18 protein-coding genes are annotated in these 25,481 nt (G+C 57.0%); 5 read left to right on the top strand and 13 right to left on the bottom strand.

Going from position 1 to position 25,481, the window contains the following annotated elements:
- Positions 1-150: 150 nt before the first annotated feature.
- The 4 genes from pncB to ACL2XO_RS09740 all read left to right on the top strand — a co-directional run bounded on the left by pncB (position 151) and on the right by ACL2XO_RS09740 (position 5,753).
- Positions 151-1,356, top strand: coding sequence for a nicotinate phosphoribosyltransferase (gene pncB, locus ACL2XO_RS09755; RefSeq protein ID WP_132922627.1), 1,206 nt, complete (start codon positions 151-153; stop codon positions 1,354-1,356).
- A gap of 168 nt (positions 1,357-1,524) precedes the next feature.
- Complete coding sequence (gene asnS / locus ACL2XO_RS09750; protein ID WP_413742606.1) at positions 1,525-2,925, top strand: asparagine--tRNA ligase; 1,401 nt, start codon at positions 1,525-1,527, stop codon at positions 2,923-2,925.
- A 334-nt stretch (positions 2,926-3,259) separates the two neighbouring features.
- The gene (ompF, locus tag ACL2XO_RS09745; RefSeq protein ID WP_413723798.1) at positions 3,260-4,354 is read left to right on the top strand and encodes a porin OmpF; all 1,095 of its coding nucleotides are present in this window, start codon (positions 3,260-3,262) and stop codon (positions 4,352-4,354) included.
- A gap of 208 nt (positions 4,355-4,562) precedes the next feature.
- Positions 4,563-5,753 (top strand): amino acid aminotransferase, encoded by a 1,191-nt coding sequence (locus ACL2XO_RS09740; RefSeq protein WP_132922629.1) that lies wholly within the window; start codon positions 4,563-4,565, stop codon positions 5,751-5,753.
- A 263-nt stretch (positions 5,754-6,016) separates the two neighbouring features.
- Here the strand turns inward: ACL2XO_RS09740 and ACL2XO_RS09735 are convergent, their stop codons facing one another.
- From ACL2XO_RS09735 to cmoM, 7 genes are all read right to left on the bottom strand, one after another.
- Complete coding sequence (locus tag ACL2XO_RS09735) at positions 6,017-6,643, bottom strand: MBL fold metallo-hydrolase (RefSeq protein WP_132922630.1); 627 nt, start codon at positions 6,641-6,643, stop codon at positions 6,017-6,019.
- An 84-nt stretch (positions 6,644-6,727) separates the two neighbouring features.
- Positions 6,728-7,276: a YcbK family protein gene (locus ACL2XO_RS09730; protein WP_132922631.1), complete on the bottom strand. Its 549-nt coding sequence runs from the start codon at positions 7,274-7,276 to the stop codon at positions 6,728-6,730.
- 182 nt (positions 7,277-7,458) lie between these two features.
- Positions 7,459-9,258: a L,D-transpeptidase gene (gene ldtD / locus ACL2XO_RS09725; protein ID WP_413742605.1), complete on the bottom strand. Its 1,800-nt coding sequence runs from the start codon at positions 9,256-9,258 to the stop codon at positions 7,459-7,461.
- A gap of 391 nt (positions 9,259-9,649) precedes the next feature.
- A complete protein-coding gene (gene mukB, locus ACL2XO_RS09720) occupies positions 9,650-14,101 on the bottom strand; it encodes a chromosome partition protein MukB (RefSeq protein ID WP_413742604.1) in 4,452 nt (1,483 codons plus the stop codon).
- A complete protein-coding gene (gene mukE / locus ACL2XO_RS09715) occupies positions 14,098-14,835 on the bottom strand; it encodes a chromosome partition protein MukE (RefSeq protein WP_413742603.1) in 738 nt (245 codons plus the stop codon). The genes mukB and mukE overlap by 4 nt, the downstream gene beginning before the upstream one ends.
- On the bottom strand, positions 14,816-16,138 hold the full coding sequence (mukF, locus tag ACL2XO_RS09710) for a chromosome partition protein MukF (RefSeq protein ID WP_132922635.1): 1,323 nt from the start codon (positions 16,136-16,138) through the stop codon (positions 14,816-14,818). Before mukF ends, mukE begins: the two co-directional genes overlap by 20 nt.
- Entirely contained in the window at positions 16,135-16,920 is a 786-nt protein-coding gene (gene cmoM, locus ACL2XO_RS09705; RefSeq protein ID WP_132922636.1) for a tRNA uridine 5-oxyacetic acid(34) methyltransferase CmoM, read from the bottom strand. Before cmoM ends, mukF begins: the two co-directional genes overlap by 4 nt.
- Before the next feature lie 153 nt (positions 16,921-17,073).
- On the opposite strand from cmoM, the gene elyC reads away from it, so the two are divergent.
- Entirely contained in the window at positions 17,074-17,844 is a 771-nt protein-coding gene (gene elyC / locus ACL2XO_RS09700; protein ID WP_413742602.1) for an envelope biogenesis factor ElyC, read from the top strand.
- 12 nt (positions 17,845-17,856) lie between these two features.
- Here elyC and ACL2XO_RS09695 read toward each other — a convergent pair whose 3' ends face one another.
- From ACL2XO_RS09695 to ACL2XO_RS09670, 6 genes are all read right to left on the bottom strand, one after another.
- Complete coding sequence (locus ACL2XO_RS09695; protein WP_132922638.1) at positions 17,857-18,750, bottom strand: YcbJ family phosphotransferase; 894 nt, start codon at positions 18,748-18,750, stop codon at positions 17,857-17,859.
- A gap of 177 nt (positions 18,751-18,927) precedes the next feature.
- On the bottom strand, positions 18,928-19,680 hold the full coding sequence (gene kdsB, locus ACL2XO_RS09690; RefSeq protein WP_132922639.1) for a 3-deoxy-manno-octulosonate cytidylyltransferase: 753 nt from the start codon (positions 19,678-19,680) through the stop codon (positions 18,928-18,930).
- Positions 19,677-19,859: a Trm112 family protein gene (locus tag ACL2XO_RS09685; RefSeq protein ID WP_132922640.1), complete on the bottom strand. Its 183-nt coding sequence runs from the start codon at positions 19,857-19,859 to the stop codon at positions 19,677-19,679. The genes kdsB and ACL2XO_RS09685 overlap by 4 nt, the downstream gene beginning before the upstream one ends.
- Before the next feature lie 377 nt (positions 19,860-20,236).
- On the bottom strand, positions 20,237-21,244 hold the full coding sequence (lpxK, locus tag ACL2XO_RS09680) for a tetraacyldisaccharide 4'-kinase (RefSeq protein ID WP_413743051.1): 1,008 nt from the start codon (positions 21,242-21,244) through the stop codon (positions 20,237-20,239).
- Positions 21,237-22,988: a lipid A ABC transporter ATP-binding protein/permease MsbA gene (msbA, locus tag ACL2XO_RS09675; protein WP_132922641.1), complete on the bottom strand. Its 1,752-nt coding sequence runs from the start codon at positions 22,986-22,988 to the stop codon at positions 21,237-21,239. The genes lpxK and msbA overlap by 8 nt, the downstream gene beginning before the upstream one ends.
- Before the next feature lie 37 nt (positions 22,989-23,025).
- The gene (locus tag ACL2XO_RS09670) at positions 23,026-25,296 is read right to left on the bottom strand and encodes a ComEC family protein (RefSeq protein WP_413742601.1); all 2,271 of its coding nucleotides are present in this window, start codon (positions 25,294-25,296) and stop codon (positions 23,026-23,028) included.
- Positions 25,297-25,481: the final 185 nt, after the last annotated feature.

Below are 25,481 nucleotides of genomic sequence, written 5' to 3'. Positions count from 1 at the left end.
ATCCGGCAGAACGGCACGTTTAAGCCTCGACGTTATTACGCAATCTATGATTTGATGTGACTACACTTATAAGAAAGCCCGGAAAGACTTCAGTCGTTTCGCCATTTGCCGACTGTGATTTTGCGTCGTAAGAGGATGCTGTAACGCGCCATGAATTTAGCCACTAAGCCGATTTTATCGTCGATACTCGATACCGATGCCTATAAGCTGCATATGCAGCAGGCGGTATATCACCGATACCACGACGTCACCGTCGCCGCTGAATTCCGTTGCCGCGGCGACGATTTACTGGGTGAGTATGCCGGCGATATCAGCGCACAGATTGAAATGATGCGCGATCTTGCCCTGACCGACCAGGAGATGGGTTATCTGGCCGGACTGCCGTTCTTCCGGCAGGATTACCTGACTTGGCTGCGGTCGTTCCGTTTCGATCCCCGGCAGGTGAGTGTGCGCAATCATCACGGCAAACTGGATATCCGCATTACCGGCCCCTGGCGGGAAGTGATTCTATGGGAGGTGCCGCTGCTGGCGGTAATAAGCGAAGTGGTCCACCACCATCGTTCCCCCTGCAATCTTCGCGACATGGCGCTGGCGCAACTGCGGCAAAAACTCCAGCATTTCCGGGAAGCCAGCCGGGATGTGGATATTTCCCATTTCAAGCTGATGGATTTCGGCACCCGCCGGCGCTTTTCACGCCAGGTGCAGTATGATGTGGTCGCCGAACTGAAACAAGATTTTCCCTATCTGATCGGCACCAGCAATTACGATATGGCCAGGGAGCTTTCCCTGACGCCGGTGGGAACGCAGGCCCATGAATGGTTCCAGGCCCACCAGCAGATCAGTCCGGAGCTGGCCACCAGTCAACGCGCCGCATTGCAGGCCTGGCTGGATGAATATCCTGACCAATTGGGCATCGCGCTAACCGATTGCATTACCATGGACGCATTTTTGCGCGATTTCGGCGCGGACTTCGCCAAGCGCTACCAAGGGCTTCGCCATGACTCGGGCGATCCGGTGGAATGGGGAGAAAAAGCCATCGTTCACTACCAGAAGCTGGGCATCGATCCGCTGACCAAAACGCTGGTCTTCTCCGACAGCCTTGATTTTGATCAGGCGCTGAAGTTATACCGCCATTTCTGGCAGCGCGTGAATTTGGTGTTTGGTATCGGCACCCGTCTTACCTGCGACATCCCCGGCGTCAAGCCATTGAATATCGTGATCAAGCTGGTGGAGTGCAACGGCAAACCTGTCGCAAAACTCTCCGATAGCCCCGGCAAGACCATGTGCCACGATAAAGCCTTTGTCAGGGCGCTGCGCAAAGCGTTCGATTTACCCCAGGTCAAAAAAGCCAGCTGAATGATTGCGCCGGAATTATTTCCGGCGCGAGCCGAATGCCGAGATTCAAATTCTCTGGGCAAAACGGTGTTTTTTGCTTGTGTCCTTCCGTCCGCCAAGTAACATATTAACCCTTCGCATCGGCGATAAAGCCCTATTTCAAATCAACCTGAGTTAAGAGAGTATTTTATGAGCGTAGTGCCTGTAGTCGACGTACTGCATGGGCGCATGCCAGCTGACAGTGAAGTCACTGTACAGGGTTGGGTGCGTACCCGGAGAGATTCAAAAGCCGGTATCTCCTTTCTTGCCGTCTACGACGGTTCCTGCTTTGATCCATTACAGGCGGTCATAAATAATACTTTGCCGAATTATAAAGAGGATGTTTTGCGTCTGACCACCGGCTGCTCGGTGGCGGTAACCGGCCGGGTGGTTGAATCCCTGGGCGGCGGACAGCGTTTTGAAATCCAGGCGGAAAAAGTCGACGTGCTGGGCTGGGTGGATGATCCCGATACCTATCCGATGGCGGCGAAACGCCATAGCGTTGAATACCTGCGCGAAGTGGCGCATCTGCGTCCCCGCACCAATATGATCGGGGCCGTGGCCCGGGTACGCAATACCCTGGCGCAAGCCATTCACCGCTTTATGCACGAGCGGGGCTTCTTCTGGGTATCCACTCCCCTTATCACCGCCTCGGATGCTGAAGGCGCGGGGGAAATGTTCCGCGTTTCCACTCTGGATGTCGAAAACCTGCCGCGGGATGCCCAGGGAAAAGTCAATTTTGATGAGGATTTTTTTGGCAAGGAAGCTTTTCTGACGGTTTCCGGCCAATTGAATGCCGAAACCTATGCCTGCGCATTATCAAAGGTTTACACTTTTGGTCCGACTTTCCGGGCGGAAAACTCCAATACCACCCGGCACCTGGCGGAATTCTGGATGATGGAACCGGAAGTAGCCTTCGCCGACCTCAATGATATCGCGGCGTTGGCTGAAGACCTGCTGAAATATGTCTTCAACTCGGTGCTGACCGAAAGGGCCGACGATATGAAGTTTTTCGCCGAGCGCGTGGACAAAGAAGCCATCACCCGTCTTGAACAGTTTATCGCCTCTGATTTCGCCCAGGTAGATTATACCGAGGCGGTTAACATCCTGCAGGCTTCCGGGCAGAACTTTGAAAACCCGGTCTCCTGGGGCATCGATCTTTCCTCGGAACATGAACGCTATCTGGCGGAAAAACATTTCCATGCGCCGGTGGTGGTAAAAAACTATCCCAAAGATATCAAAGCCTTTTACATGCGCATGAACGACGATGGCAAGACGGTAGCCGCCATGGATGTCCTGGCGCCGGGTATCGGTGAAATCATCGGCGGTTCGCAGCGCGAAGAGCGCCTTGATCGTCTGGACCAGCGTTTGACTGAAATGGGATTGAATAAAGAAGATTATTGGTGGTATCGTGATCTGCGCCGTTACGGCACCGTTCCGCATTCTGGTTTTGGGTTAGGTTTTGAACGATTAGTGGTTTATGTCACAGGAATGCAAAATATTCGTGACGTGATCCCCTTCCCCCGCAGTCCGCGCAATGCGAACTTCTAAAATTCTTCATTAAATATAAGAAAAACATATATATAAACTCTTTAGGCCAGCATTGCTGGCCTTTATTATTTTAAAGTTTGAGTTCTCTCACAAAGTTCCCTCATATTTACATTTTGCAATACTCTGTTTCCCGCTGAAACATTATTGCGACCTTTGTAGCATTTTCTGTGTGGATTAACATGTCTGTGAATGGAACACTGCGTGCAGACACAGAAAGACACCAAACTCTCATTAATGTTTCATTAGAATTTATAGTTCATGTCGAAACTATGACTTCTGTAAGAAATTATTAGCGGCAGTGGCAGGTGTCCAAATAAAACCAATGAGGGTAATAATGATGAAGCGCACTATTCTTGCATTTGTAATTCCGGCCTTGTTGGCTGCGGGTGCTGTAAACGCGGCCGAAATCTATAACAAAGATGGCAACAAACTGGACCTTTACGGACGTTTGGACGGCCTGCACTACTTCTCCAGCGACAACGATGGCGGTTTCGCGGGCGACGGCGATGAGTCTTATGCTCGTCTCGGCTTCAAAGGCGAAACCCAAATTAACGACCAATTGACCGGTTACGGCCAATGGGAATACCAAATCGCTGCAAACGACACTGAAGGCGGCGCTGACCACAATGACGGTACCAAGACTCGTTTGGGCTTTGCCGGTTTGAAATTTGCCGACGCGGGTTCAATCGATTACGGCCGTAACTACGGTGTTGTTTACGACGCACTGGGCTGGACCGATATGTTGCCGGAATTCGGTGGGGATACCGCGTACAGCGATAACTTCATGGTCGGCCGTACCACCGGTGTGGCTACCTATCGTAACACCAACTTCTTCGGTCTGGCTGACGGCCTGGATTTTGCCCTGCAATACCAGGGTAAAAACGACCGTTCAACTGACCCGCATCGCTCTAATGGCGACGGCTACGGCGGTTCAGTCTCTTACGTTTCCCCCATCGGCGTGGGTATCGTAGGTGCTTATGCTTCCTCCGATCGTACCGATTCTCAGAACGCTACCTTCTACGGCGCCGGCGACCGTGCAGAACAGTGGGCGACCTCTTTGAAATATGACGCTAACAACGTATATCTGGCTGCCACCTACGGCGAAACCCGTAATGCAACCTGGCTGACCAACAACTTCAGCGGCAATACCGGTTTTGCCAATAAAACCCAGGACATCCTGATCGTGGCCCAGTACCAGTTTGATTTCGGTCTGCGCCCGTCCATCGCTTACGGCCAGTCCAAAGCGAAAGATGTTGAAGGTATCGGCGACGTTGATCTGATCAAATACTACGAAGTCGGCGCGACTTACTACTTCAACAAAAACATGTCCACTTATGTTGACTACATCATTAATGACCTTAATGACAACAACAAACTGGGCTACTCCACCGGCGACACCGTTGCCCTGGGCGTAGTGTACCAGTTCTAAGTTGACGTCAACTTCTCATGGGCACTTGATGTCCTGAGCTGAGATATTGAAGGCAGGGTTTTCCCCTGCCTTCTTTTTTTATCATATAATCGCTATACCGGGGATAAACGGGGGGATTTTTTATCCAAACTGTTGGCAAAGGGGTTTTCTGGCGGTAACCTGAAAGCACGTTGTGCTCACTGTTCATTTTCCCCTGGAACCCTTCAAAATGTTTGAAAATATTCCGTTAGCTCCTGCCGATCCCATTCTCGGCCTGCTTGATCTTTTCCGTGCCGACCCGCGTCCGAACAAAATCAACCTGGGCATCGGCGTCTATAAAGATGAAACCGGCCAAACCCCGGTGCTCACCAGCGTAAAAAAAGCCGAACAAATATTGCTGGAAAGCGAAATCACCAAAAACTATCTTGGCATCGACGGCCTGGCCGCCTTCGGGCAATGTACCCAGGTTCTGCTGTTCGGCGCCGACAGTCCGATAATTGCCGCTAAACGCGCCCGCACCGCCCAAACGCCGGGGGGCACGGGCGGGCTGCGGGTGGCCGCCGATTTCCTGGCGAAAAACACCGCCGTAAAGCGCGTCTGGATAAGTCAACCCTCCTGGCCGAACCATAAAGGCGTGTTCGCCTCCGCCGGCCTGGGCACTGCTGAATATGCCTATTATGACGCGGCAAACCATACGCTGGATTTTGAGGGCATGCTGCAGGGCCTGCAAAATGCCCAGGCCGGCGATGTGGTGCTTTTCCACGGCTGTTGCCATAATCCCACCGGCATCGATCCTACCGAGGCCCAGTGGCGCATTCTGGCGGATTTATCCCGTGAAAAGGGCTGGCTGCCGCTGTTTGATTTTGCCTACCAGGGTTTCGCCCGCGGTTTGGAAGAAGATGCCCAGGGCCTGCGGATTTTCACTGAAAACCACAGCGAAATGATTATCGCTAGCTCCTATTCCAAGAACTTCGGCCTGTATAACGAACGGGTGGGGGCATGCACCCTGGTGGCGGCGGATGCCGAAGCCGCAGACCGCGTTTTGAGCCAGCTGAAATCCTGTATCCGCGCCAACTATTCCAACCCGCCGTCCCATGGCGCCGCCGTTGTGGCGACCATTCTGGGCAATGATGCGCTACGTACCTTGTGGGAGCAGGAATTGACCGGTATGCGTGAACGGATTAAACGCATGCGTCAGCTGTTCGTCAGTACGCTGCGGGAAAAAGGCGCGCAACAGGATTTCGAGTTTATCAATCAGCAAAACGGCATGTTCTCGTTCAGCGGATTAACCAAGGAGCAAGTGCTGCGGCTGCGGGATGAGTTCGGCGTCTACGCGGTCAATTCCGGCCGGGTGAATGTGGCGGGCATGACCACGGACAATATGGCGCAGCTGTGCGAAGCCATTGTTGCCGTGCTGTAAGCCGGTTCCACGCCAAAATAAGAATACCGTCTTGCTAAAGACGGTCAGACTGCTGACAAAGTACTCAGAGTTAATAGGGAGGGATAGGCTGCCAGAAGAGTAAACCGTCCGCGCCAGGGATGGCGCGGATCGAGCCTCCAGGGATGGATTCACGGCGTGTTTACGATCTGGCGGCCTATCCCGACCAGGCACTTTGTCAACAAACTCACCGTCTTGCTAAAGACGGTTTTTTTTGGGTCGGGCGCGGCTCTTTTAGGCCGGCATTATAAAAAAGGGTTGGTCAGGCGCTCATGGCCCAGCGTTGACATGGCGCCGTGGCCGGGAATAAACGCAATATCGTCCCCCAACGGCAACAGCTTGGTGCGGATTGAATTGATCAAGGCCTGATGGCTGCCGCGGGGAAAATCGCTGCGGCCCACGCCGCCTTTGAACAGCACGTCGCCCATCAGAATGATATGCGCGTCGCGATTATAAAATACGATATGTCCGGGCGTGTGGCCGGGGCAGTGCAATATCTCGAACCGCTCTTCCCCAACGCGTACTTCCTCCCCTTCCTCAAGCCATTGATCGGGGGTGAGGGGCAGGCACTCATCCAAACCGAACATCTGGCTTTGCTCCGGCAGCGCATCCAGCAGAAAGCGATCTTCGCTCTGCGGGCCGACAATGGGCACGCCATAATGAGCCGCCAGCTCAGCCGCGGCGCCCACATGATCCAAGTGGCCGTGGGTCAGCAGAATCTGTTTTACCGCCACGGCCCTGGCGGAAACTTCCGCCATCAGCTTTGCCGCCTCGCCACCGGGATCCACCAGCGCCGCGTCCCCGGTTTTTTCACACCAGATCAGCGAACAATTTTGGCTAAACGCCGTCACCGGTACAATATGGTATTTCATAACTCTCCGAAAATGCGATTAAACGCCCGCCGTCAACGGGTTACGGCCCGGACAAGGGTATAGGCGAATAGCAGCGCTGTCATCCTACCAGGCTCTTACCGGACCGGTATCAATATGCACAAAGTTACTGCTTGGGTAATAACCTACTCCGCCCATACGCATTTTCATAGCCGCTTTTCGGATATTGCTGAGCTGAACGCCCTCAATATGAAAGTCCATGGCTTTACCCAAGGTATGATAGCTGTGTTTTGCCACACCCGAGCTGTGTTCGCGCAGCTCATTGTTCGTTTCGCGGGAACGATAGCCAGAAATCAATTGTACCGGCTTGCTGGTGTCCAGCATCATTTGCAGCCGATAGATATGATCGAACAAGCGCGGGTCAATGCTGGTTATCTTATTGGCCCGGTAATCCCGGAAAAAATGATTCAAGCGGGACAATTCCGCCTGATTATATCCTTTACCGTTAAAAAATTCGGTCTTTAAGGTTTCGCCGGTATTGAGATTATTGAGATGAAGGATACGGGGACGAGGTGTGGAAAGCATGGCGAACGAGGCATTGGGAAGGAGGGCGATGCCCATCGTTGCGCAGCTTAGCGCCAATAATTTTCGGCGATGTTGATTTATAGGATCCATGAGCAAAATAACCAGTTGGCATAAGGAAACGGACGAATAGCACATTAGCGCACCGTCCGGAACCATAACCGCTGAAAATGAAGCAGTCAACCCACGGTTTGTCAAGGTTTGCAAAGGCTCACAAAATGACCGGTCGGGGCTCAACGCTCCCCGACCAGAACAATTCTCATTTCTTCAGCTGGTTATTGCAGTAGCCGTTCCGCATTGGGCAGGCTTTTTACACCGATTTTAACGGCGCTATCATAATTGTAAATATCTGTGCGGAACTGCGGTTTACCATCTTCCGCCACCCACGCGGTGAGGTAAAACAGATTTACCGGTATCTGATGGCGAATGGAGACGTAGGTGGTATTGCCCTGTTTGAGCGTGGCGCTGACCCGCGCATCGCCCCAGCCTGCGTCCTGCAGCAGCATGTTGGCCAAATCCGAGGCCTTGTTCACCCTGACACAGCCTGAACTGAGCGCGCGCATATCGCTCAGGAACAGATTATGGTTCGGCGTATCATGCAGATAGATCGCGTCGGAACTGGGCATATTGAATTTGTAGCGCCCCAGGGCGTTATTGGCGCCCGGCACCTGGCGAAGGCGGTAAGGGAAATGGGCAGGCGATATCATATTCCAGTCGAGAGTGGCGGGATCCACCACTTCCGCATCGCTGCTCCAACCGGATAACAGGGTAAAACCATTGCGCTGCAGGTAGCCCGGATCCCGCATAGCCTTCGGCACGATATCTTTCTGAACCAGCGAGGTGGGAACATTCCACGGCGGATTCAGCACCACGCTGCTGAGCGCGCTGCGCATCAGCGGCGTTTTGCGGCTTGGGCGGCCGACGATGACCCTTGATGACAACACTTCGGTGCCCTGGTAATAGTACACCAGCGAATAGTTGGGAATATTCACCTGGATGAAGGTGTTAAATTGTTTATTCAGCAGCCGCAGGCGCTGGATATTCAGCGCCAGCAGGGTGACCCGGACCTGAGGCGAGACATTGAGCCATTCGCGGGTCTGGCGGCCGATAACCCCGTCAGGGTTCAGTCCCTGCCAGCTTTGAAAACGCTTGACGCCATCCACCAGCTCAGGTGTGAAAACCTTGTCCTGGGGATCGACGGTGGCAATGACCGAAGGATCCGATGTGGAAGCGGAGGGTTTGGGGGAATCGGCGGCCGGGCTGACCACCACCGACTGCTGCGCGTCGGTCACCGGCGCCGGCGCGCGGGCATCGGCGGGGGCGTTATCCGCGGTGGGCACCGGCGCCGGCTGCGCCGCGACCAGCATGCCGCTACGCCGCAATATTTCCCTCAGGGCCGGAATATCATCGCTGATTTGCCCCGGCCGCAGGCTTTCCTGGCCGTTCAGCCGCGGCCAGGGGTGGGTGTCGGACAACATGGTTTTCAGCGCCTGGTGCATTTTCAGATATTGAGGGTTCTGCGGCGCGAGGCCGGCGACGAACCGGCCGATGTTGCCGTCATGCACCGCATGCAGCCAGTGTTGAACCGCCAGCTCCGGCGGTGGGGTAAGCACGTACGGGCCGTCGTTGAACAGCCATTTTTCGCCGTTTTGATCGACGCCGGAGACAAACTGCAAATATCCCAGCATCGCATCGGAGAGAATGACGTCCCGCGCCATCGCATTGACGCGCGGATCGGTTAACCACTGCGTCCAGACAATAAACTGAGGCTGGACGCCGGATAACGCCAACTCCGCCAGCTGCTGCTGGAACTGCTGCACCGCGTCGCGATCCTGCCACAGCGGCTGGTTATGGTGAGCGGAATAAATCAGCGCCAGCTGGCCGGCATAAAAGGGTTTGATGCCGGCGGGCATCACTGCCGCCAGCGCCGCAGCGCTGTGACCCAAGGTATGGGTCTCAGGCAATATCGGGGCGGTGGCCACCTGCGCCCTGGGAGCAAACAGCGGAAACAGGCACGAAGCCAGCAGGCAGCCGGTCACCGTACGTCGCCATACCACGGTACTTGTCAGTAACATCCTTTGTCCCCTGTATGCTGAATTGTTAATTATTATCGTCCTATTTTCGCATGGGACTTTTCCTTAGTATATAAGCAGAAAGCCAAATATGCGTTACGGAAATTGCGAAGAAATTAACAAACTTTTCAACGGAGCGAAACAGGAGGAAAAAAGCCGCCTCGCGGGGCTCACACAGCTGACAAGCATACTCGGAGCTAATGGGGAGGGGCAGGCTGCCAAAAGAGTAAACCGTCCGCGCCAGGGACCAAAACGCCCGGAGCGTTTTGGAACAATGCCGCCAGGCGTTGGCCCGCAGGGCGGCTGCCTGGGATGGTAGCCGTAATCACGCGGATCGAGCCCCCAGGGACGGGTTCACGGCGTGTTTACGATCAGGCAGCCTGTCCCGACCAGGCTAGGATGCTTCCTGCGCCGCGACGGGCGCCGGCGCGGGCAGTTCGTTGGCGAAGCCGCGCAGGCCCACGACATGTACGTGTTCCTGATTATTGAAGACCTTTCTCACCAGCTTATAGGTGGTGCCTTTTTCCGGGCTGATATTTTCCGGCGCGGCGATAATCAGCTGCATCTGCAGGCGGTCGCACAGCTCAAACAGCGTGGCGATGGATTTGGCGTCCAGGCGCGCCGCTTCATCAAGGAACAGCAGACGGCACGGCGAAATATCCTTACCCCGCAGCCGGCTTGATTCCTCTTCCCAACTTTGCACCACCATCACCAATATCGACATGCCGGTACCGATGGCCTCACCGGTGGAAAGCGCCCCGCTCTCCGCCCGCAGCCAGCCGTCCGCACCACGATTGACCTCCACTTCCATTTCCAGGTAGTTGCGGTAATCCAGCAGCTCTTCACCGATGGTCTGCGGCGTCCGCTGCCCCATATCGATTTGCGGGTTGAGCCGCTGGTATAATTTCGCCAGGGCTTCGGAGAAGGTCAGCCGGTTACTGCTGAACAAATCCTGATGCTGCTCCTGCTGCTCGCTGAGCACGCTCAGCAAGGTGGCATGGGCCTCGCGTACGTTGACATTGAGCCGCACGCTTTTCACCTGGCCGAAGCTAACCGCCTGCAAACCCTGGTTCAGCATACGGATACGGTTTTGCTCGCGCTGAATGGTTTTACGGATGATATTGGCCACGCTGCGGGAGCTGATGGCAAGTTTTTGCTCGCGGGCGGTGAGCTCTTCGGTCAGCCGGCTCAGTTCGATCTCCATTTGCTCAATGGCGTCCACCGGATCGTCGGTGCGGATGATATCCTGCCGGATACGCTCGCGCAGATGCTGATAGACGGCGATGAAGAACTGGATTTTACGCTCCGGCCGCTTCGGGTCTTCCGATAAACGCAGCACATCCCGCAGATGCTCGTTGTCGGCCACCGCCAGGCGCAGAGCGCCCAAGGCCTTGTCGGACATGGAACGCAGATCGTCCGCCTCCATGTACGCCAGTTCGCGGCGATGCAGCCGCCGCTCGACGCCGTTGTCCTTCACCAGGCGCATCACGGCGCACCAGCCGGCCTTGGCCGTCACCACCTGCTCGCGCATCTGGTGGTAATCCCGCTCCAGCTTGTTCAGCTTTTTCTGCAGGCCGTCCATTTCCGCCTCGCAGAACGTGATCTGTTTTTCCAACTGATTGCGGCGGCTGCGGTTCTGGCCGAGGGAGGCATGCAGCTGATCACGCCGCTCCCGGGCGCGCACTTCCGCCTCGGCATCGGCCTGTACGCCGATATCCTGCAACTCCTGCGTCAGCTCCTGGTACATGTCCCGTTTGGCGTCGAAGGCGCTTTTCAGCGACGCCAGCACCTGATTCAGCTGGGTGAGCCGGGCCTGATGCTGGCGCAAGGCGTCCCGGGCCCGGCCGCGTTCGGCCTCTGCCTGCTCCAGCCGTTGGCGCAGCTTATCGTTGAGGTCCGAGTTTTCCGTCAGCATGCCGGCTGAATCGGAATAACCGAAATGGGCGCGGCGCTGCACCACTTCCGTCAAGGCGAAAGCCTGTTGCTTTGCCAGGCGCTGCGTTTGCTGCGCCTGCAGGTAATCCGCCTGCAGCTGCTCATGCTGCTCGGGGTCGTTTTGCAGCACCGCCGCCAGCGGTTCCAGCTGCTCCAGGGCGGCGCCGTGGGTTTGCAGATAGCGCACCGCATCCTGTGCCTCTTCCCACTCCCCCTGGATGGTCTCGAGTCGATCCGCCAGAGTGTCGTCCAGCAGGACACTTATGCGGGGGATGAGCCGATTGAGCAGGCTGAGTCCTTCCCGAGCCGATTCGTACTGCTGGCGCTGCTGCTGGTGCTGGTTTTCATGATCGCTCAGCAGCCGTTCAAGCTCGCCGCGGCGGCTGGTCAACGCACGGATCTCCGCTTCCGGATCGCTTTCGAACGCTACCCCCAGGTGGCTGCCGACAAAACGGCCGAAAGCCTGATGCAGCCGCTGCAGCTTTTGCACATCAAATGAGAGGGTGGCATAACGTTCAGCCAGGGCGTCGCGCTCGGCATTGAGGCTTTCCAAGCGGTTTTCACGGGCGGCGCGGCCGAACAGCGGCACCGCCGGGAAGCGGGAATAGCGCCATTGCCGATCGGCGACCTTCACCAGCACCGCTTTTTCCAGTTCTTCGATGCCGAAAACGCTGTCATCGAAGGACTGCGGATCCCCCTCAATCAGATAGAGATCGTCCGGGCAGTCGTCCAGGCCGTCCAACTGGTCGCGTATGCGGGATAAATCCGGCACGACGATGGCATGGCGCGAGGGTCCGTACAGGGCGGAGAAGTATGGCGCATCGTCAAACGTGACATCATCGTAGATTTCCGAGAGCAATACGCCGCCGAAACGTTCCGCCAGGGTAGCCAGACGCAGGTCCTCGCTGCCCCCCGGATGGCTCAGACGTTCAATTTGCTCCTCGATGCCCCGCTTGACGCCGGCCACTTCATCACGTTCCACCGTGGTCTCGCGTTCGCGTTCCAGCAGTTGCTGCATATACTCGGTAACCAGGGAGCCGCTTTCAAGGCGCTCGCCGCTCTGCTCTTCGAGCGCGGTCAACGCGTCCTGCGCCGCCAGCCATGCCGGGGCACGCTGGGTCAGCATTTGCAGCCGCTGCGCAAGCTGGTCAAATTCCTGCCGCAGCCCCATGCGGCGCTCGCCGGCCTCGGACACCGAAACCGACAGCGTTTCAACCTGTGCCTCCAGCTCTTGCTGCGCCGCGTCCAGCTCTTCCGGCTGGTAATCGGTCCCCAGACGTTTGCTGAAATCCGCCAGGAGACGCTGTGCGTCCTGCTGTTCACGCAGACGCTGTTCCAGTTCGTTCAACTGGCCGCGCAGCGGATGCAACCGTTCGGCCTGATGCCGCAGCGAGGCCGCGTCGCGCAACAGCTCACGGGCCGCCTGCCAGGCTTCGCCGCGGGGCGTAGCTCCGGCAATCCGCTCCACCAGCCCGTAGGCTTGCTCAAACTGGCTGTGCGCCGCCTGGGCGACGCTCAGCTTTTGTTCCAGTTGCAGCAGGGCTTCGGTGGCTTCCTGTTCCTTGTCCTGGAACAGCGCCAGTTCACGCTCGGCGCTGTCGGCGGTCAGATCCGGCGCCTGGCAGAGCTCGCGGGCGCGCTCCAGCGCTTGCAATGCCTGCTGGTATTGAATGGCGCGGGTTTGCTGCACATCCAAGGCCTGCTGGTAATCGGCGAGCTGGCTTTTAAGTTCGTCCACCTCAAGCTCGGCGGCCTCCAGGCGGGCCTCATTATCCTGCTGGATCCCGCTGGCCTCCGCCACCACTTCGGTCTGCTCTTCCAGGCGGAAGGTCAGCTCATCGATGTCGTCGCGATAGCGGTTAACCTTCTCCTGCTGGCGCATGGCCGTTTGCACCAGATTCAAATGATCGCTGGCCGCCTGGTAGTCGGTTTCCAGATCCGACTCGCTGCCCATCACCTCCGCCAGTTCACGCGCCATGTCCACATGACGGTACTGCTCGGCCGCCAGCTGTTTGCGGCTGCTGAAGAGATCGCGCCGGAGGGAAAGCGCCTGATCAAGGTGCAGGCGCCGCTCATTGGCGTGGCGCATATAGTCCGCCGCCACATAAGAGGTGGCCTCGGAAATCAGATGCTTGAAAAGATCGCGGTCCGATTGGGTGACCCTGATGGCCTCCAGCGTCATGCGGTTTTCCCGCAGGGCGGCTTCCATATCCTGGAATGCCTTGCGTACGCCGCTGTTTTCCGGCAGCAGGTAATCCCGAAGGGATCGGGTAATGGCGCTGGAGATGCCGCCGTACAGCGACGCTTCAATCAGGCGGTAATACTTGCTGCGATCGGCGGCGGAGCGCAGACGGCGGGGAATCACCCCCAGGTCGAACATCAGGGAATGGTAATCGGTGATGGAATTGAAGATTTTAAACTGCACCTCTTCATGCTCTTCCACCCGTTCCTTGACCTCCTGCAGGCTCAGCACGCGCGCCTGGCGATCGCCGACGATTTGCGTCAGGATCTCCGTGGGCTGCACCGCGACGGGCAGGCCCTGGATCATGAAGGGCTTGATATCCACCTTGCGATCGCGTCCGGCGATTTGCTGCAGCCGCACGCCCACCAGCACCCGCTGATGGCGGGAATTGATCACGTCAAGGGCGGCATAGCAGACCCCGGCGCGCAGTTTCCCGTGCAGGCCTTTGTCCCGCGATCCGCTGGTGGCCCCGGCTTCCGTGGTGTTACGAAAATGCAGTAAGGTCAAGTCCGGAATAAGCGCGGTGATAAAGGCGGCCATGGTGGTGGATTTTCCCGCGCCGTTACCGCCGGACAGGGTGGTGACCAACCCGTCCAGATCGAAAGTACGGGCGAAGAATCCGTTCCAGTTAACCAGTGTCAATGAGCGAAATTTACCACGTTCAATCATGCCTGTTCATCCTCGGCGCTATCTGACTCTCCGTCATTCATCATGCCGTTAGCGTCACTATCGTCCTGCTCGTCATTCAGGGATAATGCCTGCTCGATAGGCATCGCCTCGCCATCGCGTATCATACGCAACTGGGCCTCGCGCGGGTCGTCGCCGCTGCGCACATCGGCACCGAAACGAAACACCGCTTCTGTGATACGGAATTTGGCGGCATCGTTGCCCATAAACCACACCATGCCTAACCGCCGCAGACGATTGAGGGAGGTACGGACCTTTTCCTGCAGCTTTTGCCGGTCGAAATCCGAGCCGGTGGAACGCTGATTCACCAGTTTAAGCAGTTTGTTTTCATCCGCCAGGCTGAGCAGTTCGTCGTAAAGCTCCTGCTGGGTGAAAATCCCTTCATGGGCCAGGCGCTCGGGACTGAGATAGAGGTAGCAGAGTATCTTGCCCACCATCATATCCAGCTCGGACAATACCGAACGAGGAATAAGCGTCGTAGACCGCGGGCGAAGATAGAAAAAGCCCTCCGGCGCGCGGACCAGTTCCACGTTATAGCGGCGATAGAAGCCCTCAAGCTCCTCCTGGAAATCCATCAGGAAAGCGTGATTGTCCAGCTCTTCGACGCCGATATGCCGACCGGAACGCAGCTGGCTGTCCAGCGCCGGGAACAGCGCGTTACACAGCGCTTTCGCCAGCTTAACCGGCATGTTTTCTTCAGTACTTATCGATGACATGGGCCTGTACCTTAGCACCGTAATCGTTGATTGCCTGCCACTGCGGCGGTAATCCGGAAAAATCTGATTCGGCCACACCCAGACGTACGGCCTGATCAACCAAAATGCGCGCAACGTCGAACTGCCGCGCGCGCGGGAAGCGTATCAGGTAATCGCGCATCACCCGGCCGAGATCCAGGGGCAGCCGCTGCTGCTTATACACCGCCAGGGCGTTTTCCACCATGGCGGCCAGCTGCTCGCGGATTTCATTGAATTCTTCGTACTCCATATCCGGCGGCAATTCGCCGGTGACTTCTTCGGTACGCAGCATCAATTCTTCATCGCGCATATCCAGCAACCGATCGGCATTGGCAAAGGTCAGCGTCCAGGGCTGCTCGAAATAGTGCTGTACCGATTGCCGCAGACGCTGGGCGAATACCCGGTTTTTATCCATATCGATGGCGGTGCGGATAAACCGGTGCACATGCCTGTCATAGCCAATCCAGAGATCGATGGCCTGCTGGCCCCAGCTGGTAATGCGATCCAGCTTGTTCTGCAGGTCAAGCACCAGCTTATCGATAAAGACGAGATGCTGGTGTCCCAGCGTCGCATCCTGAATGCGCAGCAGGTTGGCCTGCAGCTTGTCCCCCGCCGCTTCCAGGGTATCCTGCAGTTCCCGCAGGGTGCCTGAGGTTTCCGACAGCAGGGATTCGCAGCTGGCGATGGCGGCGCGCCAGTCCTGGTTCAACAGTTCGGCGATGTCGTCTTTCACCGATTGCTGTTGTTCATCCATGATGCGCTGCGTCATATCGATACTGTCGAATATTTCCGCCACCGAATATTTCAGGGGCGCGAACACATTGCGGTGCCAGTGAAATTCATCGCCGTCTTCTTCGGCCGCTTCGGCCGCCCGCTGAAGTTCCTGGGCGACGATGGACAATTGCACAGACAGGCGCAGGGTGGAAAATTCGCGCTGGCGGATATAGTAGTCGCTGATGCCGATGCCCAGCGGCGTCAGACGGTAGATGGCATTGCCTTCCACCTGCTCGCTGATGAAGCGGTTGAGCAATCGCTGGCGCACCAGGTCATTAATGGCATTATTGGCGCGCAGCGTCACCGTTTCATGGGTTTGTTCAAAGCCCTTGCTGACGTGGCGGAACGCGTCCACCAGTTCCCCTTCGGTCATTTCGCCGTCCATCCGCTCGCTGTTGAGGGTGGCGATGGCCAACACAAAAGCCAGTCGCTCAATGGGCAGCGACAAAGAGAAATCATTCTTACGCGCCCAGGCCACCAGTTCGGGTACAGTCTGGGAAAATTCACTCATAATCCATCCTTCAGGGGAAGTTTATGCGCCATGACGTGGATGTAGCGTCCCATGCCGATAAAGGGTTCCTGCCGGCAATACCGCTGCTCCATCGCCAATAATGCCGGAAAATCATCCTGTTGCTGCTGCTTGTTTTGCAGGTAGTCATGAAACACCCGGACACCGCTTTTGCCGCTGACGGTCATCCCCATATCGGCCAGCCAGCCGTAGACCTGTTCGGGATCGCAGGGATGATCCGGCATTAACGAGCGTTTTTTCCGTTTCGGCATGCCTGATTTCACAAATTCGATATTGCCCAGGATCATATTACGCATAACCAGACCGTGCTTATTGTAAAACATTAATGACAGAGCGCCAGCCGGGGCCAGATATTCATAAAGTTTGTACAATAGCTCCCTGGGCTCGGCTACCCACTCCAGGACCGCATGCAACAATATCAGATCAACCGGCCTTTCCAAATGGGGGGCAACGGTCTGCGCGGCGCTTTGTACAAATTGCATGTTATCCATCACACCTTGGAGACTTGCCAGTTGCCGCGCCCGCGCTAACATGTCGGCGGATACATCGCACAGCAATACCCGATGACCAAGGGCCGCCAGTTGGCAGGCCATGCGCCCCTCTCCGCCGCCGGCGTCGAGAATGTAGAGCGGGCGCGAGGGCAACCTGGTCAACAGTTCCTGCAAATCCTGCCATACCACCGCCTGGCGGATCAGGCCCTTGGTGGTGCCGTAAATATTACCCACGAATTTTTCGGCGATATCATCAAAATTGCGGTCCTGCATGATAGATGCTCCGGGCATGGCGTTCGCTACAGGCGTTTTTACCATAAACCCGCCGTGAATAAACTATTTTGTCACAGGCTGACTTAGAATGGATCTTTATGGCGCCGGATCGTGCCTGGTTGCTTAGATTTCACCCAATAGGAGCGTTTTTTGATGCTTTTTGCGCTTAAAAAAATAGTCGGCGGCCTGCTGTCGCCTTTACCGCTGCTTATGCTGCTAATGGCGGCGGGCCTTATTCTGCTTTGGTTCAGCCGCCGGCAGATAACCGGCAGAATCCTGGTATCCCTAAGCTGGCTTACCCTGCTGCTGTTAAGCCTGCAACCCATTGCGGACAGGCTGCTCGCTCCCTTGGAAGCGGCCTATCCCACTTATGACGATACCGGGACCAGCATCGCTTATGTGGTGGTGCTGGGGGGCGGGTATACCTTTAATCCCCATTGGGCGCCGAGCTCCAACCTGGTCAATAATAGCCTGCCGCGGGTGGTGGAAGGTATCAGACAGTACCGAAACCATCCCGGGTCCAAAATGGTCTTCACCGGCGGCGCGGCGGCGGACAATCCGGTCAGCAGCGCTGAAACCGCCGCGCGGGTAGCGGAAAGCCTCGGGGTCCCGGCCGGGGATATCATCAAGCTGAAAAAGCCCCGCGATACCGGGCAGGAAGCCGCCGGCGTCGCAGCCCTGGTGGGCCGGGCACCGTTTCTTCTGGTGACGTCGGCCAATCATTTGCCGCGGGCAATGCGTTTCTTCCAGGCCTCGGGCCTATCGCCGATTCCGGTGCCGGCTAATCAGCTGGCAGTGACCAGTGCGTTGAATTTCTGGGAACGGATTTATCCCTCGGCGCTCTGGCTGGGACATACGGAACGCGCCTGGTATGAGACTCTAGGCGGACTTTGGCAGAGGATGACCGGCGATTCCGCCACCTGAGTTCAGGGGGGGTCAATCCAGCCAGGGCCGCAGCTCGGGACCGGCCTGTTGGAACACGCCGCGATCGAGAAAACCGGTGTGGATATAGCGGGCCGCCGCCTCCCAGATAGCGTAAATCCAGCGGCGGTAAAGAAAGGCTTCCGATACCGGCGCCTTGCTGAGGTAATGGTACAATAGCTCTTTCGCCATGCCGTCCTCGCACAGCCGGAACAGATCATATTCCCTTGGCGCCCATAACATCGGGCCGGGGTTGAGCATCGCCAGCAACTGGTCGGTGCGGGAATCTTTCAGCATGCTGCGCAAGGTAAGATTGCCGTGCACCAGCACGCAGTTTTCAGGGTCCTCCGCGAACAGCTTTTCCCTGCTTTGGCGGGTGCGGAACAATAAGCTTCGATCTTCATAGGTCAACAGCGGGGCCGAAACTTTCAGCAGGGTTGACCAAATCACTTCCATACGCTGCGCGTACCATTTCGACCAGGTATTATCCTGGGTACTGTCCACCGTGCCCACTAAGCCATGGCTATCGATGCGATGCCAGGCCAGCACGCATTCGACGATATGATCTTTCAGCAGCGCCCAGCGCTGGGGCGTCCGGGTGGGCGCTTCCACCGAAACTCCGCGCAGGCGTTCCATCAGCAACAGCTCTTTATAAGGCGCTTGCTGGGTGACCACCAGTCCGTATACCGTCGGCAACCGCACGTCCCCCTCACGGGCCAGCATGGAGAGTTTGTAGGCTTCCTGCTGGGCGATACCCTGGCAGACGTAACTTTTCGCCAGCAAAGACAGCGGATTTCCTTCCTTATCGTACATGGCGTAAAGGTGTGCGTAGGGCTGTTCGCTAATCCGTTCGAGACGGCTTAAAGGCTCGCCCAATACAGCGCTTAACTCCGCTTTCAACTGTTCCATGACAGATAGAACCTTAACCAGTAATAATAAAGAATGAATAATATACACTCGTCATGATGCTGGCATCGTCAGGAAAATTCCTCGTTTCAGATCAAGCTTTAGCGGAAAAGACCGGTAATCGAGGCAATGATACCGGATTAGCACCGCTAATCCGATATCAATCTTAATGTATTGGCATTACGGCTGTTGCAACAGCTGGCGGACCAGGTTCAATTCTTCCTGAGTATCCACGCCGAGACCCGGCACTTCCCTGGCCACCGCCACGTGGATTTTTTCACCGTACCAGAGCACTCTGAGCTGTTCGAGCATTTCGATTTGCTCCAGGCGGCTGGGGGACCAATCGACGTAGCGGCGGATAAAACCGGCCCGATAGGCATATATGCCGATATGCCGCAGGAAGGTATCGCCAATCTGTTCCCGGGACTGTGTGAAACGCTCGCGATCCCAGGGAATCGGCGCCCGTGAAAAGTAGAGCGCGAACCCTTTGGCATCCATGACCACCTTAACCGCATTCGGGTTAAAGGCTTCCTCCGCCGTGCGGATCGGCACCGCCAGGGTAGCCATGCCCGCCTCGCAGTTCGCCAGGTTATCCGCGACCTGGCGGATAATCGACGGCGGGATTAGGGGCTCGTCGCCCTGCACATTCACCACGATTTGGGAATCTTTGAATTGATAGCGTTCAATCACTTCCGCCAGGCGTTCGGTACCGGAGTGATGGTCGGCCCGCGTGAGGCAGACCTCACCGCCCGCCTGCCGGACCGCGTCCACCACGCCGGCATGATCGGTGGCCACAATGACACGATCCGCCCCGGACTCACGGGCCCGCTCCATCACATGCACCACCATCGGCTTACCATTGATATCCGCCAGCGGTTTGCCCGGCAAACGGCTGGATGCGAACCGTGCGGGAATAATAGCAACAAAACTCATTGATTTGTCTCGTCCAGGGTCATTGCGCGGGCCTCGCTTTCCAGCAGGACCGGGATACCGTCGCGAACCGGGTAAGCCAAGGCGTCTGACTTGCAAATAAGCTCTTGTTTTTCTTTGTTAAAATAAAGTTTTCCATTACATACCGGGCACGCTACGATTTCCAGTAAACGATGATCCATGTTTCCTCCAGCCTACATATCCCGCCATGGGTTGATGGCCCTGAGGATAGCATATTGCGCTGCCGGGCGGGAATGGAAGAGTGCCGCAATAGTGTGTAAGGAGCCAGAAGAGTGCCTGAGAACATCGCCACCTCCCGCCTATCGCAACAGGAGGCCATAACTATCAAATTTTGTACAAAGGTGATTGATCTCGAGATGTTAAAAGCGTAGTATTTTTTGTGAGCCACATCACAGTTTCGGAATTTAAGAGACAACCTGCCATGAAAACAGTAAATAAAATCATTGCTATGTTCGCTAATTTTAGCCGCTAAGCAAGAAATACATCGCTCTCTCGGCCTGATGGTATCCCCATCGGGCCGATTGTTTTTTTGGGCTGGTCAATTCGAAGGCGCGGTTCCTTGGCGATAGCGCCGGATAAGTTGTTCAATGGGTGCTAGCAACGATTCTTCATCCCCCTCCGGCAATCGGGCATTCACCGGGATATACCACCAGTTCTCCTGCGCGAACTCCCTGCATTTAACCGCGTCTTTCTCCGTCATTACCAGGACCTGTCCCGGCGAGGTCAGGACAGACAGCTGTTGGCGCCGATAGGACTGATGATCGGCGAAGGAGACTTCCCGTACCGGCTCGACGCCCTGTGCGCGCAGCGTGGCAAAAAAGCGTGGCGGATGGCCGATGCCCGCCATTGCCACCACCTGGGAAAGGCTATCCACTTTCCGGGTCTGTCCGCTGACAAGATTGACGGCCTCCCCCGCCAGCAGCCGCATCGGCACCTCCCCCGGCAGCGCACGGCCGCCGTTGGTGATGATTGCGCTGACGCTTTTTAGCCGAGAGGCACGCTCGCGCATCGGGCCGGCCGGCAGCCACCAGCCGTTGCCGAACCGCCGCTCGCCGTCTATCACCACCCATTCGATATCGCGGGCCAGCGCATAATGCTGCAATCCGTCGTCGGTAATCACCACATCCAGGGGCTGCTGTTTCAGCAAGGCCTTCACCGCGTCGACGCGGCTGGGGGAGACCGCCACCGGTGCGCCGGTGCGCTGAAAAATCAGCACCGGCTCATCCCCGGCCTGCCGGGGATGGGTTTTGTCGTCCAGCAGCAGCGGATACCGTTCGGCCCGGCCGCCATAGCCGCGGGAAACGACGCCGACCCGCCATCCCCTCTGCTGCAAATGCGTCACCAGCCACAATACCACCGGCGTTTTTCCATTGCCCCCCGCCGTCAGATTTCCCACCACCACCACCGGCAACGGGAAACGCGAGGTTTGGCGCCAGCCCCGCCGGTAGCTGGCTTTAATCAGGGCGCTCACCAGTCCGTACAGCCAGGAAAAGGGCAGTAAAAGCCAATACCACCGCGTTCCGCCGAACCAGATGCGATCAATCATTGCCGAACTGCAGCCGGTAGAGTTGGGCATAGGCGCCTTTTTTAGCCAATAGCTCTCCGTGCGAGCCGCGCTCAACGATTCTGCCGTCTTCCACCACCAGGATTTCATCCGCTTTTTCGATGGTTGACAGCCGATGGGCAATCACCAGCGAGGTGCGGTTTTTCTGCAGTTCGTCCAGCGCTTTCTGTATGGCGCGTTCCGATTCGGTATCCAGCGCCGAAGTGGCTTCATCAAGAATCAACACCGGACAGTCGCGCAGCAGCGCACGGGCAATCGCGATGCGCTGGCGCTGCCCCCCCGAGAGCAATACGCCGTTCTCGCCGATTACCGTATCCAGCCCGTGCTCCATTTTTTCAATAAAGTCCATGGCGTAAGCCATGCGGGCCGCATTCTCGATTTCCGCCGCGGTGAACCGGTCCTTGCGGGCATAGGCAATATTATTGGCAATGGTGTCATTGAAAAGATGCACATTTTGTGACACCAGCGCCACCTGATCCCGCAGCGACGGCAGGGTATATTCCCGCAGATCATAGCCGTCCAGCAGCACCTGCCCTTCCTGCACGTCATAAAAACGGGTCAGCAGATTGGCGATAGTGGATTTTCCGGAACCCGAACGTCCCACCAGCGCCACGGTTTTACCCGCCGGGATGGTCAGATTGATATCCCGCAGCGAGGGTACATCGGAGCCCGGGTAAGAGAAGGTCACGTGACGGAATTCAATATTTCCTTCGGCGCGCTCGACAACCCGCGTGCCTTCATCCTTTTCCTTTTCCATATCCAAAATGGCGAATAGGGTCTGGCAGGCCGCCATGCCGCGCTGAAACTGCGCGTTGACGTTAGTGAGGGATTTCAGCGGCCGCATCAGGGCAATCATAGATGAAAACACTACCGTGATGGTCCCGGCGGTCAGGTTTTGCATAACGCTTGGGAAACTGGCGGCATACAGTACAAAGGCCAGTGCCAGGGAAGCGATAAACTGGATCACCGGGTCGGATACCGACGCGGCGGACACCATTTTCATGCCCTGCTGCCGCATCCGGTTACTGACATGGTCGAAGCGTTCGCTTTCCACCTTCTGGCCGCCGAAAATCAATACTTCTTTGTGTCCCTTGAGCATTTGTTCGGCGCTGGTGGTGACCTGGCCCATGGTATTCTGCATGGTTTTACTGATATTGCGAAAGCGCTTGGACACCTGACGGATAGACACCGAGACGATGGGCGCGATAACCACCAGGATCAAGGAGAGCTGCCAGCTGTAATAGAACATCATGACAAACAGGCCGATAATCGAGGCGCTTTCACGGATGACCGTTATCAGCGCGCCGGACGACGACGAAGCCACCTGCTCCGAGTCATAGGTGATGCGCGACAGGAGCGTGCCGGTGGATTGCTGATCGAAAAAGGATACCGGCATGCCCATCATATGGCTGAACAGCCGACGGCGCATCTGCATCACCACCTTGCCGGATACCCATGCCACGCAGTAGCTTGAGACAAATCCGGTCACCCCGCGCACTATCATCAAACCGATGACCACCAGAGGCATCCAGACCAGGATTCGGCTGTTGGTTTTACCAAAGCCATCATCCAAAAGAGGCTTAAGCAGCGATAACATTAACGTATCGCTGGCAGCATTAAGAATCAGCGCAATAGACGCGGCGATCAAGCCGGTCTTAAAAGGGGAGATCATCGGCCAGAGGCGACGAAACGTCTGCCACGTGGAGAGATCTTTATCATTTAGCATTCAATTAACCAGCGCTTAGACTAAATAGCCGACCATTCTACCCATTATCCGCCTGGACGCCAAACCACTGGTGATACCATCGGGGCATTATTTGTTCCCGATAACCTTTTATCACCCATTTATCATCGTAAAACCGCACGCTGATCTGTCCCGATCGTCCGGTATCGTGCCAGGGAATGCCCTCTTGACGGTATCGAAGACGGATCTTTTCCGCCGGCAGATGCCACTGGTTGAAACGCGCCGCCGATGCCAGGGCGGCCTTGGGCCGCACCGCTCTCAAAAACGGTCTGGTGGACGAAGTTTTGCTGCCATGGTGCGGCACTTGCAAAATATCCGCCCGCAATAAACCGCGGCCGGCGCGGATAAGGGCCCGCTCCGCCGGCGCTTCGATATCGCCGGTCAGCAGCACCCGATACTTGCCGTCATCGATTCGAATCACGCACGAATCATTATTATTGGCTTTCGCCACCTGCTTGGGCGGCCACAGCACCTCAAACCGCAACCCCTGCCAGACCCAGCGCTGCCCCTTGAGACAGGGCCGGTGATCGTCGGCGCGATAGGAGCTGGCCACCGGGACACGGGGATAGACCTTCTTAAGGGTATCCAAACCGCCGATATGATCCTGATGGCTGTGGCTCAGCCAGATGGCCTCCGGCGCCAGGCCGCGCCAGATGAAATAAGGCACGATTTCAGCTTTGCCGATGTCGCCGCCTTTCCAGCTGACGCCGGTATCGTATAAAAACACCCGGCCGTTGCGTTCCACGGCCACCGCCAGGCCGTGACCCACATCCAGCATATCCAGCCGCCAGCGTGGACGCTGGTTTTCCTTGGGCTGCAACAGCAGAGCGCTTATCACCGCCATGTTCAACCCATAGGTTTTCCACCAGCCGAAGCGCCAGATAACCACCGCCAGCCAGCCGCCGATACTGAAAGCCATGCCGGTTTCCGCCAGCGCAAACCAGCCTCGCTGCAATCTGGGCAATGGCATGAACACCCAGTCTAGGGAGTAGTCTGCCAAACGCCATAATAACGCTCCCACCTGCGGCTGCAGGGTAAAACACAGGGCCGAAAGAATCAGCGGGGTGGTGATGAATGAAACCAGCGGCACCGCCCAGAGATTGGCGGGTAAGGACCAGGGATTGGCGCCGTGGAACAAACCCCATTGCAGCGGCAGCAGCAACAGGGTCATTCCGGTTTGCAGATGCAGCCAGCGCAGGACGAGCCATCGCTTGCCGGATTGGCAGCCAACCGGCAGCGGCGCCCATTGAAACCAGAAAATGAGTGCCGATACCGCCAGGCAGGATAACCACAGACTGGTGGACAGCACGCTAAGAGGGTCGGTAACCAGTATCAGGGCGACGCACCACAGCCAGACTTGCCAGGCGCTGCAATGGGCTCCGCGTATACGCAGCAGGATCCACAAGGACAGCGCAATCAGGGCCCGGACCGCCGGAAAATTGACGCCGGAGATCCAGACGTAGCCCGCGGCGGTCAGCCAGCTCACCGCCAAAGGCATGGCCGGGCTTATCCAACGCATCGGCAGGAAAAACTGCCCGCCCCGCCCCACCAGCCAGCCGAACATGGCCGCAAGGGAGATGTGCAGGCCGGAGATGGCCATCAAATGGGCGGTGCCGGTTTGCTGCAGCGCCAATCGGATATTCTCCGGCATGGTTTTACCCTCGCCGAAAGCCAGCGCCAGCAGGATTGACGGCCAGTCAAGCCCCTTGATATGCCGGTATGAATTATCTATCAGCCGCTGGCGCAGGTTGCAGCGGGCATCTATAACCCTGGCCTTGATGACTCGTCCCACCAGCGGCTGATGATTGGCGATGCCCCAGCGCTGGCTGTCGAAACCGCCCTCATTCAGGCGGCTGTGCTGTGGCCGCAGTTTCAAGGTCATCCGCCATTGCTGGCCGGCGCACCACGGCGACGGCAACGACGCCCAGCCTACCGAGGCATAAACCGGCGGGAAGACCCGCCGACCGCCGGCGTGGGTAATTTTTATTAGCGCCCTCGAGCGGGGATGCTCAGTATAAGAGATGCTGGCGATGGTAGCCTGTACGGTGATTATGGGCCTGGACAGCTGCGAGGTTTGCTGTAATAGATGCCCGGCGCACCAGCATCCCCAGACAAAGCTCGCCAAGGCAACGGCCGCCAGCTGCGGGAAATATGCCCGGCTCATGACCAGCAGCCAGGCTACGGCCATAATGCCGTAAAGCGTCGCCGTGCCGGGCAATTGCGGCAGCAAGGTCAGCGGCAGCACGCCGAGAATGGCGGACAAGGCAAGGTGATTAAGAGATATCGGCATCCATGATCCGTCAGGAAATGAATCAGCAGGCCCCGGGAGGGGAGTATCAACCGATTGTGGAATAGCCTGGCGGGCGGCGCCATCGCCCTATGATCAGTTATCGCGGCCCGTTCGGCAAAGAGTGCTGTGATTGCAGCGATACAGCTAATGATGCGTATTCACGCGCATTTTCTTGCCGCTTAGGA

Source organism: Sodalis sp. RH15 (assembly GCF_047324255.1).
Classification (GTDB): Bacteria; Pseudomonadota; Gammaproteobacteria; order Enterobacterales; family Enterobacteriaceae; genus Acerihabitans; species Acerihabitans ligni.
The sequence above is the reverse complement of the archived record's forward strand: the minus strand, read 5'-3'. Positions and strand labels throughout refer to the sequence as shown.